The 12,814-nt window shown below is 53.0% G+C and carries 11 protein-coding genes; 9 read left to right on the forward strand and 2 right to left on the reverse strand.

The window, feature by feature from the left end:
* Positions 1-223: 223 nt before the first annotated feature.
* The 6 genes from Pla110_RS18360 (at position 224) to Pla110_RS18385 (ending at position 8,551) form a co-directional block, all read left to right on the forward strand.
* Positions 224-1,648, forward strand: a complete 1,425-nt coding sequence (locus tag Pla110_RS18360; RefSeq protein ID WP_144997902.1) for a phytoene desaturase family protein — start codon at positions 224-226, stop codon at positions 1,646-1,648.
* Between the two features lie 231 nt (positions 1,649-1,879).
* The gene (locus Pla110_RS18365) at positions 1,880-2,386 is read left to right on the forward strand and encodes a hypothetical protein (protein WP_144997904.1); all 507 of its coding nucleotides are present in this window, start codon (positions 1,880-1,882) and stop codon (positions 2,384-2,386) included.
* A gap of 113 nt (positions 2,387-2,499) precedes the next feature.
* Complete coding sequence (locus Pla110_RS18370; RefSeq protein ID WP_144997906.1) at positions 2,500-2,931, forward strand: 3-hydroxyacyl-ACP dehydratase FabZ family protein; 432 nt, start codon at positions 2,500-2,502, stop codon at positions 2,929-2,931.
* A 285-nt stretch (positions 2,932-3,216) separates the two neighbouring features.
* Positions 3,217-6,318, forward strand: a complete 3,102-nt coding sequence (locus tag Pla110_RS18375) for a DUF1549 domain-containing protein (protein ID WP_144997908.1) — start codon at positions 3,217-3,219, stop codon at positions 6,316-6,318.
* An 82-nt stretch (positions 6,319-6,400) separates the two neighbouring features.
* On the forward strand, positions 6,401-7,903 hold the full coding sequence (locus Pla110_RS18380; protein ID WP_231742571.1) for a DUF1501 domain-containing protein: 1,503 nt from the start codon (positions 6,401-6,403) through the stop codon (positions 7,901-7,903).
* A gap of 84 nt (positions 7,904-7,987) precedes the next feature.
* On the forward strand, positions 7,988-8,551 hold the full coding sequence (locus tag Pla110_RS18385) for a DUF456 domain-containing protein (protein WP_144997910.1): 564 nt from the start codon (positions 7,988-7,990) through the stop codon (positions 8,549-8,551).
* Here the strand turns inward: Pla110_RS18385 and Pla110_RS18390 are convergent.
* Entirely contained in the window at positions 8,540-9,079 is a 540-nt protein-coding gene (locus Pla110_RS18390; protein ID WP_144997912.1) for a ComEA family DNA-binding protein, read from the reverse strand. The genes Pla110_RS18385 and Pla110_RS18390 overlap by 12 nt on opposite strands.
* Positions 9,080-9,291: 212 nt before the next feature.
* On the opposite strand from Pla110_RS18390, the gene Pla110_RS18395 reads away from it, so the two are divergent.
* Together Pla110_RS18395 and Pla110_RS18400 are read left to right on the forward strand one after the other, a co-directional pair.
* Positions 9,292-10,053, forward strand: a complete 762-nt coding sequence (locus Pla110_RS18395; protein WP_144997914.1) for an isoprenyl transferase — start codon at positions 9,292-9,294, stop codon at positions 10,051-10,053.
* Between the two features lie 6 nt (positions 10,054-10,059).
* Complete coding sequence (locus tag Pla110_RS18400) at positions 10,060-10,947, forward strand: phosphatidate cytidylyltransferase (protein WP_144997916.1); 888 nt, start codon at positions 10,060-10,062, stop codon at positions 10,945-10,947.
* 10 nt (positions 10,948-10,957) lie between these two features.
* On the opposite strand, the gene epmB is transcribed toward Pla110_RS18400, so the two are convergent.
* On the reverse strand, positions 10,958-11,998 hold the full coding sequence (epmB, locus tag Pla110_RS18405; RefSeq protein WP_144997918.1) for an EF-P beta-lysylation protein EpmB: 1,041 nt from the start codon (positions 11,996-11,998) through the stop codon (positions 10,958-10,960).
* 238 nt (positions 11,999-12,236) lie between these two features.
* On the opposite strand from epmB, the gene efp reads away from it, so the two are divergent.
* On the forward strand, positions 12,237-12,806 hold the full coding sequence (efp, locus tag Pla110_RS18410) for an elongation factor P (protein ID WP_144997920.1): 570 nt from the start codon (positions 12,237-12,239) through the stop codon (positions 12,804-12,806).
* The last annotated feature ends 8 nt before the right edge of the window (positions 12,807-12,814 follow it).

Below are 12,814 nucleotides of genomic sequence, written 5' to 3' on the forward strand. Positions count from 1 at the left end.
ATAAATAGTCAGTCCAGTTCGTCAGATTCGGTCAGGGAATTCCCTGATGGTTCAGCCCAACCGGATCTAAAATATCAAACCCAAATAAGACTCGCTCGAAAATCGACCACTGAATGGCTAGAATCTGCCGTATTCTCCATATTCACACGAGCATAGTTGAACCGGGCTCGATTTTTTGTTGTTCGATTTCGGACAACCAAATTCTGTAACTGGCAGGGCAGTAATGGCTAAGGATTTTCTGAAGGGTGCGAAAGACCACTACGATGTGGTTGTCATCGGGAGCGGACTGGCGGGAATGACCTCGGCTAATGTCCTCGCTCGACAGGGACGATCCGTCCTGTTACTCGAACAGCATTATCAACTGGGCGGAATGGCGACCTGGTTCAAACGTCGTAACAAACACATCTTCGACATCTCCCTCCACGGTTTCCCTCACGGCATGGTTAAAAGCTGCCGTAAATACTGGACCAAGGATATTGCCGATTCCATCATTCAGCTGAAAGGAATTCGGTTCGAGAATCCTCAGTTCTCCGTCCGCACCACATTCGACCGCGAAAACTTCTCCCAGATTCTGGAAGAGCGATTCGGTGTTTCGAAAGAAACGATTCAACGGTTCTTCGACACAGCCCGCAGCATGAACTTCTTCGACGACCAGGCCAAAACGACGGGCGAACTCTTCGAAGAATTCTTCCCCGGTCGCGATGACATCATCCGCTTCCTGATGGAACCGATCACCTACGCAAACGGATCCACTCTCGAAGATCCCGCGATCACCTACGGTATCGTCTTCTCCAATTTCATGCACAAGGGGGTCTTCACCTTTGAAGGGGGAACTGACGTGCTCGTCTCCAAGATGAAGGACGAACTGGAGAAGAATGGCGTCGATCTGCGTATTCGTACCCTCGTCGAAAAAATCGAAATCACGGACGGGAAAGTCACTGGCGTCGTCGTCAACGGTCGCCGCATCGGTTGCGGTGCTCTGATTTCCAACGCCAACGTTAAATCGACTGTTCTGAATCTGGTCGGCGAAGATAAATTCGAAAAAGAATTTGTGGAAGAAGCCAAAGCAGTTCGTCTCAACAACAGTAGCTGCCAAGTCTATCTCGCTCTCAAGCCGGGCGAATCCTTCCCGGACCAGGGTGACCTGCTGTTTCACTCGGAACATACCGGTTTCGATATCGACGCGATGCTGAGCCGCAATATCAGCAGCCGCACTTTCTCTTTCTACTATCCCAAGACAAGGCCCGGTCACGATCGTTACGTGGTGGTCTCTTCCACCAACGCGAACTACGAAGACTGGAAGAACTTGTCGGAGGAAGAATACAAAGCGGCGAAAGAGGAGATGATCGAAAGCACAATCGACTGTCTGGAAAAATATGTCCCGGGCGTCCGTGAACAACTCGATCATGTCGAAGCTTCGACACCACGCACGTTCGAGTTCTACACCCGCCACCTGAACGGAGCCTCGTTTGGCACCAAGTTCGAAGGCCTGGAAGTGAGCAAGAAACTTCCCGAACAAATCGGCGGTCTCTACCACGCTGGTTCCGTCGGCATCATCATGTCCGGCTGGCTCGGCGCTGTAAACTACGGCGTAATTGTGTCCAACGAAGTCGATAAATACCTGACGCCGTCCCCGGTGAATGCGTAGATCCTGTCCAGGGTAAGTGTGGCGGCTCCCGGCCCCGAAAAGTCCTTCAATGCAGGAGGTTGCGCCGCTAGTTCCCGCCACGGACATCTGGAATGCATTCCAGTTAATCGACTTGCGGTGCTAAACTCTTTTCGCCAGACTGTATGCTAACATTTCGCTATCCGTCCGCGCCAGGCTGAAGCCTGTGTTTGCGCAGGATGTGCCCTATGTCTGTCGCAGAGGCCCATCTCCATGCGTTACGCATTCTACGCGATAATGCCGTATCTTTTATTGTCGGCTTATAGCCACTCCGTGATGGCTGAATGGGAAATCCAATACGGCACCTTCGGGAACGACACGCTCCCTAAGCAATGGAAGGCGACGATGTATACAACTGAAGGGAGTATAATGGACTCGATCACGACCGTTGCCAAAGAGTACAAAGTCAACCAGGATTACGAACCACCTGATTTTCAAATTGAAGTCAACCCAGGTGACCAGATCGTCATTGCTAAAGGTGCCATGGAATATGAAACCGCCGAGGTCCAGGAAGATGGTAGTTTTAAAGTCATCGGAGATTTCCCCATTCGCAATACGGAAAGCCGACCAGATGGAGTACCCGCCTCGGATCGTGACGCAGACGAAGAAGACCCCGCAATATCATCAAACCTGAGTCTCATCTTGCTCTGCGTCTGGCTGCTTCCCTTCGTACTTGTTGCCGCGATCTTCTTTCTGGTGATGCGACGTTCAAAGCGATAACTCGATTCGCTACAATCGCCGGGGCGGTTTCACCGACCTGTTAGACGCTTGTCCCTTTCGTGTTTTTCGTGACCATTCGTGGTTCCCACTCGACCCACCCCGAAGGCCTCTCCGTGAATCTTGACGACATTAAATCCTGTATTCCCCACCGCGAACCCTTTCTCTGGCTCGATGAAATCATTCTTCAAAACGACGATGGACTCGTTGCGACCAAATTTATTGATCCGGATCTTGAGCTCTTTAAGGGACATTACCCGGGGACGCCCATTCTACCCGGAGTGATTCAGTGCGAGGCCTGTTTTCAGGCGGCGGCCGTCTTCATGTCCCAACAGCATCCTCCGGATGAGGGCAGAGTGCCCGTCGTCACACGACAGACGGAGACGCGATTCCGACGGATCGTGCGACCGGGCGAGACGATCACCGTCGAAGTTAAACTGACTGAGCAACTGGCGAATGCCTACTTTTTCACTGGGAAAGTCTCGGTCGAAGGCCAGGTCGCGGTTCGGTTGGAGTTTGCCGTCGCCGATGCCCCGATGCCCGCGTAATGGCTGCAATCGCTGTGACTGGAACCCGGTGAAGGTCGCATAGACTGACAAAACCGAGCGTCCACGACCTCAAATTGTCTGGAATGGTGGGGAATTCGGGCTACAACTTGACAGTCCGCCCAGAATGCCTGAAAATATCCATATAGGCTTATATGTCATGCGTCAGGCCCAATCCCGGGTCTGATCTGTACTGCATACCCGGACCGACAGCTCAGCCTGCTTGTCTATCGAGAGATTACCGGGTCTATCTATTCTCTCACCCCCACTGAGGTCATTCGAAAGACCATGTCTCGTACTCTTTCTGCCCTCCTGCTCTCTGCCAGCATCATTGTTCTGCCTTTCGCTTCCTCGATATCCGCTGCCGAACTTCCTCCTGCAGCGGAACAGGAAATCGATTTCGCGCGGGATATCAAACCGATCTTTGCGAACCATTGCATGGATTGTCACGGCCCTGATACGCAGGAAGCCGGATTTCGCCTCGATAATCGAGAAGCGGCACTCGATGGGGGTGACGGAGGAAAATCGATCCTGCCCCAGAAAAGTGTCGACAGCCCTCTGCTGAATCGCGTCGCCCGGCATGACCCCGAAACGATGATGCCTCCGGACGGTCTCGATCCGTTATCCGAAGAACAAGTGAGCTTGCTTCGCGCCTGGATTGATCAGGGAGCGAACTGGCCCAAGTCGGAGTCGGCGGAAATCAAAGTCGATCATTGGGCCTTTAAACCTGTCACGCGCCCCGAGGTGCCGGAAGTCTCCCATCAGGAATGGGTCCAGAACGAAATCGACCAGTTCGTGCTTGCCAAACTGGAACAGAAGGAGTTAACACCTTCTGAAGAGGCGGATCGTTACACGCTCATCCGTCGGTTGTATCTCGATCTGATCGGTATCGCTCCCACACCAGAAGAAGTAAACGCCTTCGTTAACGACGACTCTCCCGAAGCCTACGAAACCATTGTAGACCGATTGCTTGCATCGCCTCACTTCGGAGAACGCTGGGGCAGACACTGGCTCGACATGGCGCGCTATGCTGATTCCGATGGATATGAAAAAGACAATCCCCGTCCCAATGCGTGGCGCTACCGCGACTGGGTGATCAACGCGATTAATGACGATATGCCGTATGACCAGTTCACTCGTGAGCAACTGGCGGGCGATTTATTGGACCATCCGACCAAAATGCAACAATTGGCAACCGCCTTTCATCGGCAGACATTGACGAACACAGAAGGAGGAACCGACCAGGAACAATGGAGGGTCGAAGCTGTTTTTGACCGGGTCGAAACGACCGGAGCGATCTGGCTCGGCCTGACCGTCGGATGTGCTCGCTGCCACACTCACAAATACGATGCCATCTCACAGCGTGAATATTATCAAATGTTCTCATTCTTCAATAATGGGGACGAAACCACCACCGCTGTGCCGAAATCGGTTGCTGCCGAAAAAGAATACGAAACTACGAAGGCAAACTACGATCACAAAATCTCCGATCTGAAAACACAATTGATAAAGGCGAAGGCCGAGACCGCCGATCAGTTTGCGGCATGGGAAACAAGGACTCAGGAAAAAATCGCCCGTGAAATGGGGGATCCTCTGCAGTATCACGCAATGACAAATGATTCTGTAACGGCCCCCCAAGAAGACACTTTCGAGAAATTGGAAGATGGTAGTTGGCTGGCGAAAAGCCGTCGGGCTGATAAAGGTCAGTATAAAGTCACCGGCCAATCAACCGTGACAGACCAGTCAATCGTCGCCCTTCGATTAGAGGCGATTCCTGATGAATCTCTCCCCAACAATGGCTCGGGGCAGGCGGGGTATGGAAACTTCGTGCTTTCTGAATTCCGCATATACCAGCAGAAAGAGGGACAACCATCGCCGCTGAAAATCAAATCGGTTACAGCCGATTTCTCACAGGACGGGTTCTCCATCCAGAAAGCAATTGATGGGAAACTCGACACTGGCTGGGCGATCAAACCTCAATACAGCGAACATCATGAGGCAACATTCGTCCTGGCCGAACCCATTACACTGACTGCTGACGAACCACTGACTATCGAGATCGACCAGGAATATGGCACGAATCATAATCTGGGCCGCTTCAAGCTGACGCTGGCAACTGGTACTGTTCCAGACTCTTCTCTCAGTACAGAAGACCGGGCGATCCTTGCTAAACAGGTCAGCGAACGTACGGAAGATGAGACCCAACAACTCCGCAATGTTTTTTACCAACATAGCCAGCCCACTAAAGGGTTAATCGCAAGTCTAAACAAGCTAAAGAAAAACCCACCTCCCGCGCCGAACATGACCGTTCGTGTCATTTCTCAACGTAACGAAGAACCCCGCACGACGCACATCATGCGACGTGGCGACTTCTTGCAGCCAATGGACGAAGTTCTTCCGGGCACGTTGCAAGTCCTGAATCCTCTCGATCACGACCCCGCCTCCGCGACCCGGATTGATCTCGTCGACTGGCTGTTTGCCGAGGGAAACCCGTTAACGGCGCGAGTTTCCGTAAATCAAATCTGGGCGAAGCTGTTCGGAGAAGGAATTGTCGCGACGATCAACGACTTCGGTGTCCGTGGTGACAAACCGACTCACCCTGAGTTGTTTGACTGGTTAGCCACGGAATATCGCCGACTTGGTTGGAGCCGCAAGGCGTTTATTAAAACGATTGTCATGTCATCCACATACCGCCAGTCAACAGTGCATCGTCCCGAGTTCGCAGAAATCGATCCACTTAATAAACTACTGCATCGGCAAAACCGGTTGCGCGTGGAAGCGGAGATCGTCCGTGACTTATCCCTTCAGGCGTCCGGTTTACTGTCACTGAAGATTGGGGGACCCTCTGTCTTTCCGCCATTGCCTCCAGAAATTGCCGCACTCAGTTATGCAAACAATTTCAAATGGAACACCAGTGACGGAGAGGATCAATATCGCCGAGGGATGTACACCTTCTTCAAACGAACCTCCCCTCACCCGAACCTGATCAACTTTGACTGCCCCGATTCGAACACGACCTGCCTAATTCGGCGAACATCGAATACACCGCTGCAGGCATTGCAGGCTCTCAACAACGACATCTTCCACCAATCGGCGATCCACCTTGCGAAACGATTACTGACTTCAGACCTCCAATCTTCCGAAGAACGCCTGGAGCAGATGGTGATGTTGACCAGTTCTCGTCCCCTCGACTCGTTCGAGCAGAACGCATACCTGGAACTTCTGGAGGAATCACGGGCTTGGTACGAAGCGCATCCCGAAGAAGCGACCGAACTCGCGGAAGGTTTCGACATGGGAGCCCTCCCGAACACCAGCCCCACCGAGTTGGCCGCCTGGGTCGCCACTTGCCGCATCGCTTTGAACCTGGATGATTTCTTCAGCCGCCCCTAAGGACGAATCTGACGATTTTCATTCATCGAAAAGACAGACAAAATCATCTCTGAAGAGATACAAAGATAACTGGACCAAAATCATGAATCTTGATCCGATGACACCACAGGCTCGGGCGATGAACAGCCGTCGCGACTTTCTTACCACGACCGCCAGCGGTTTGGGAATGGCGGCCCTGGGCAGCATGCTGACCGAGGACGGTTTACTAACTCCGGCGAATGCCGCCACGGCCAATGCAAATCCACTTGCTCCGAAAGATCCGCATTTTGACCCCAAGGCAAAAGCCTGTATTTTCATCTTTATGGCCGGCGCTCCGTCGCAGCTCGACCTGTTCGATCCGAAGCCGAAGCTGAATGAAATGAACGGTCAGAAGCTTCCCGAGTCAATGACCAAAAACGTTCGTTTTGCATTCATCAAAAAAGATTCCGCCACGCTGCTCGGTTCTAATCGAACCTTTAAAAGACATGGCGAATGCGGAATGGAACTTTCCGACTGGTTGCCCCATATCGGTTCCTGCGCCGACGACCTGCTCCTCGTCCGCTCAATGCATTCCGATCAGTTCAATCACCATCCGGGCCAATTGTTGATGCAATGTGGCCGGGGAACATTCGGACTCCCCACAATGGGATCCTGGATGACTTATGGGCTGGGAAGTGAATCCAACAACTTGCCTGGGTACGTCGTCCTCAACAGTGGTCGTGGATCATCCGGTGGGGCGACACTCTGGCAGAGCGGGTTCCTGCCTTCCACCCACGCGGGCGTGCTGTTTCGTAATCAGGGCGAACCGGTGCTCAACTTAAAGAACCCCACAGGAATTCCGGAAGAACTGCAGCGCAAAGGGCTGGATGTTCTGAATCAGGTGAACAATCAACGTTACGAGGAAATCCGCGATCCCGAGATTGCGTCTCGAATTGCCAACTACGAACTCGCTTACCGAATGCAGTCGGCCGCACCGGAACTGATTGACCTTACTGGGGAAACTCGTGAAACACTCGACATGTATGGCGTGAACCGAGCAGAACCTGAAAACGTCGGCGGTCAGCGTGGTAAAATGGGAAACACCCATGAGAGCTTTGCCCGTAACTGTCTGCTGGCGCGCCGAATGGTCGAAAGGGGTGTCCGGTTCATTAACATCATATACGCCTCCTGGGACCACCACAGCCGGATCGACGAAGAGCTGAGCTACAACTCGCACGTGGTCGACCAACCGATTGCAGCGTTGATTAAAGATCTCAAACAACGCGGCATGCTCGATGAAACGATGGTCGTCTGGGGTTCTGAATTCGGTCGCACACCGCTAGGCGAAAACCGCAATGAGAACGAGGCGATTACGGGGCGGGACCATCATCCGTTTGCCTTCAGTATGTTCATGGCAGGTGGCGGCATGAAAGGGGGCCAGGTTTACGGTGCCTCCGATGAAATTGGCTGGGGCATCGCCGAAAACCCGGTCCACGTCAACGACCTGCACGCCACGATGTTGCATCAGTTTGGTATGGATCACCTCAAGCTCACCTACCGTTTTCAGGGACGAGATTTCCGCCTGACCGATGTCGGTGGCAAAATTATTCCGGAATGGATCTCCTGAACAACTTGACGCATCAGTTGGCCGGGTAAAGAATGCAGGCGGTCTTTCCATCCACCCAATTTATTCAGCCAAAGCGTTCTCCCCATGTTCGAATGGTACTCGCCCGAAGTCACTTACTACATTGTGGCGGTTTTCCTGCTGGTACTGAATGTTGGTTTCTGGCTGCTGAACATGCTTACCTTGCCAGGCAATTGGATGGTGCTAGCCAGCACCGCCATATTCGTCTGGTTGTATCCCTACCCTCAGGAAACCGGGGGCCTGCACTGGTGGTTGATCGGGGGCATGCTGGTTTTGGCATCGCTGGGTGAACTAGTCGAATTCGCCGCGGGTGCCGTAGGAGCGGCCAAGCAGGGAGCCAGTCGACGCGCGATGGTTCTCGCTGTAGTGGGAACCATTTGCGGTAGCTTACTCGGTGCCGGAGCAGGCATCCCTATTCCCATCGTTGGCCCCGTTATTGGTGCCTTAGGCGGTGGAGCACTCGGTGCCTTTTCCGGAGCGTGGGTAGGCGAAACCTGGAAAGGGAAAACGGCCCAGGAATCTTATAACGTCAGCAAAGGTGCGATGGTGGGGCGTATTCTGGGAACGATCGGAAAACTACTCTGTGGTTCGATGATGCTGGCGTTGATGATCATCGATTTAATCTTCTGAGGCAGCCGCTTCAATCCGCTTATTGCTCTGAGCCGGTTTCCCATCCGAATCGAGTTCGATACGCAGCCATGGGCGAATTTGATCCAACTTGATTTCACCAATGCCGTTGACCCGGATCAAATCATCCACCGATTGAAATGGTCCATTCTGTTCGCGGTCCGCAATGATCTTCTCCGCCGTCGGTTTGCCAATTCCCGGGAGTTGAATCCATTCCACCCAGCTCGCTGAATTGATTTCCAACTGATAGTCAAACAGGTTCTCCGCCGGTCGATCAATCTCCACCGATTCCAGACCCCACCCCTGCAAACGGGCCCAATGCAGTCCCAGCATCAGCACCAGTGAACCCATCACCAGAATAACCAGCAACTGCTGAGTTTTGGTAAATGGGACGTTTTTTTCCTCCTCAGCGGCTTCCAAACGGGGCAGAGCGGAGGCCGGAGAAATCGTTGATTCCTCAGGGGATTCTATTGCTGGCGAATCAGGATCGCGGGGAGTGCGTAATTGATCGTTCACGGTGGCCAAGAGCATAAACGGGGTTGTTTAGGAATGGTAACTTCAAATGTACACGCAGCCAGTTTAACCAGCTCCAAGCGGGGACGGTCCCGGTTATTTCAAATTTGAGTCGTTTTTCGTAAGATACGGTTCGTTTCGTAAATCAATCGAGTGGAAATGCTGCTCAAGTCGATTTTTCCACCATTCGCCACCGCCCAATCCATGTCGCTCCCGGAAAGAAGACTACCTTGACGACCGTCGCGGGATATTCAGACGCACAACTTCAGGAACTCGGACTCGATCCAGCCAAATTGCCGCAACACATCGCGGTGATTATGGATGGGAATGGCCGCTGGGCTCGTTCGCGTGGTTTGCCACGCATCGAAGGACATCGCCGGGGCGTTAAAAGTGTTCGAAAAATCGTCGAAGAGTGCGCCCGGCTGGGAGTCGGTTACCTGACGCTGTATTGCTTCAGCAGTGAAAACTGGAAACGTCCACAACATGAACTCAACCTGCTCATGTCGCTACTCAAACAGTACGTCATCGAAGAACGATCCGAGATCATGCGGCAGAACTTAAGCTTTCGCACCATCGGTCGAAAAGAGGGACTGGGTGAAGAAGTTCTGGCTGAAGTTCAGAAGACAATCGATTACAGCCGCGATAATACCGGTATGTGCCTCTGCCTCGCTCTGAATTACGGGAGCCGGGGAGAACTCGTCGACGCGGTTCAAACGATCGCTCAAAAAGTTCAAGAAGGTACACTCAATCCGAACGAAATTGATGAAGCCACCATCGCCGATCACCTCTATACGCGAGGGATGCCCGACCCGGACTTGATTGTTCGTACATCGGGTGAAATGCGCGTCAGCAACTTCCTGCTGTGGCAGCTAAGTTACGCTGAACTGTGGGTGACCGATAAACATTGGCCGGAATTCCGGCAGGAAGAACTGCATCAGGCGCTGCGCGATTACGCCAGCCGTGACCGTCGTTTTGGTGGATTAAAGGGATAATCATCTATGCTTGCCTGGCGTCTTGGCATTTCTGCGATTCTGATTCCGCTCCTTTTTCTCCTCTTTCGCGTCGACCTGCGAGCTGGAGAAGAGGCCCTCATTCTATGGGCCTTCTGTTTACTCGTGCTGATTCGCTCCACGTTTGAATTGAAGACATTACTGACCCGACGCAACATGCAACCGACCTGGCTTGTTCCGACCTTGCTGGCAGGGTTAACAGTTACGTCTGGCTGGATGCCACACTGGTTCAACTTTGCCGCTCCGTGGAATGAAAGCCTCGTCTGGATCTCGATGGCGTCGAGTCTGTCGATCCTGCTTTTCTTCCTGAACCGGGCGATTCTGTTTCGGGAACCGGGACAACAAATGGAGACCCTGGGGGCCGAACTCCTGATGTTCACCTACCTGGGTGTGCTGATCGCCGTGACGACTCAGTTGCGATGGGTGGCGGGGGCTTCGATGGGATACCTGGCGATAGGATCGCTCATTTTCGCCGCGAAAGGAGGGGATATTGGCGCTTATTTCCTCGGTCGCTATTTTGGTAAAGCCAAACTGATTCCTCGGCTGAGTCCGGGGAAAACTCGCGTCGGTGGCTACGGCGCATTGCTCGGTGGCGGGCTAGCCTCCGTCCTATGGTTTCACTTCGCCACAGGGCAATTCATGCCGGGACAGGATCCACCCGCACTCTGGGCCACTTTACTTTATGGCGTGATCATCGCCATCGTTGGACTAGTAGGTGACCTGGCGGAATCACTCATTAAACGGGATTGCGAACAAAAAGACTCCGCCGCTTTGATGCCAGCTTTTGGAGGATTGCTGGACCTGATCGACTCCGTGATCTATGCCGGCCCGGTCGCATTGCTTCTCTGGTATATCCTGCCGCTACAGACCTGGTAAGCTGACTTCTTTAGTCCGTATCGTTGATGAACTCGATGATCGTCTTGTTCGGTTCCCCCGCCTGTTCCTGGACGTAGCGAGGCACGGCGTACCCTGGAAGTCGCCGCCTCAATTCTTCTATCAAGGCACGTCCTTTGTCGACAGAGACTTCAAAATGAGCCACACCCGTCACACGGTCAAGCTGATGCAGATAATAGGGAAGAACTCCCAGCTGGATTAGCCGCTCGCATAATTCAGCCAGCACGTCGGCCGAGTCATTGATGTCCCGGAGAAGCACTGCCTGATTTAAAACAATCATTCCTGCCTGCTTCAACTTTTGCAGTGCCTTGGAACAATCCCTTTCGATTTCATGGGGATGATTGGCATGAACCACAACAACGACGGAAAACCGCGAGCCGGTTAATAGTTCCAACAATTCATCGTTCACTCGGGCTGGCAGAACGATCGGCATCCGGCTGTGAATTCGTAGACGCTGAAGATGCGGAATATCGCTCAGCAAGTCGTGGAGTTCTCTTAATCGCCGATCCGTCAGCATCAACGGATCGCCTCCGCTGAGGATCACTTCCTGTATCGATTCATCGCCACGAATGTAGTCAAGAGCCGGTTCCCAATCGGCAAGTCGGCTGGGTTCTTGCTGGTAGGGGTAATTACGTCGAAAACAGTAGCGGCAATTGATGGCACAACTTCGGGCGGCAATCATCAATACCCTGCCAGCGTATTTGTGGAGCAAACCGGGGACAGTCCGGGCTGCATTCTCTCCCAGAGGGTCAATAACGAAGCCGGGGGCCTGATCCTTCTCTTTCTGGAAGGGTAATACCTGCCGGAGCAGGGGGTCCTCCGGATTCTGGGGCTCCATCCGTTCCAGAAAGGATTCAGGCACAAATAACGGGAACTCAGGATCAGGCAGTAAATTAGCCCCATTCGCCCCGAAATCGGTGGTATCCAGCCCCAACCGGGCCAGGAGATCGTCCAGCGTCCGAACGGCTGAAGCAAGTTGCTCCCCCCAGTGACGGGAGCCCGAGCGAGAGTGTGAGGTCGATTCTGATGGCATCCGACGAGCATTTCCGGGAGGGTTCAGGCAAAAAACAGCCTGTTTATGATGAAAACCGGGCAAAACACGTTTATGTCGATGTTCCTCTCCCGGTCGGCATATGATATTCTTTTGCCGCCAGTCTCTCCAGAGCCTGCTCCCCGGTCTGCCTCTGGAAGCGGTGAAAACCAACATTCAGTGAACGAATTGTCCCCGTCTGACCTCAACTCAGACAGCAGAACCTTGAAGAGAACCAGTCATGCCTCAAATTAACACCGGCGATTTTCGTAAGGGAACCAAAGTCATCCTGGATGGCGAACCTTACGACATGCTCGAATGCAACTTTGTGAAACCGGGTAAAGGGCAAGCGCTCTACAAAACTCGTCTGAGAAATCTCCTCAAAGGAACGATGCTCGACCGCACTTACAAAAGTGGCGACAGCCTCGAAGGGGCTGATATCCGAAAGTCGGATGGACAGTACTTGTATCGCGATGCGAACGGGTTCGTGTTCATGGATAATGAAACTTACGAACAATACACGATGAATGAAGCGGTTGCGGCTGATAAGGTAAAATACCTTCTGGAAGGCGCCACCCTCCAGATGCTGTACTGGAACGATCAACTGATCGACATGACACCTCCGCAGCACGTCACGCTTGAAATCACCTACACTGAACCGGCCGCGAAAGGGAATACCGCGACCAACGTTACTAAACCAGCCACCGTGGAAACGGGTGCTGAAATTCAGGTTCCCGCATTCATCGAGCAGGGGGATCGTGTTAAACTCGACGCCTCTACTGGAGAATACGTCGAACGCGTCCGTACCTAGACCAATTG

The organism is Polystyrenella longa, assembly GCF_007750395.1.
Classification (GTDB): Bacteria; Planctomycetota; Planctomycetia; order Planctomycetales; family Planctomycetaceae; genus Polystyrenella; species Polystyrenella longa.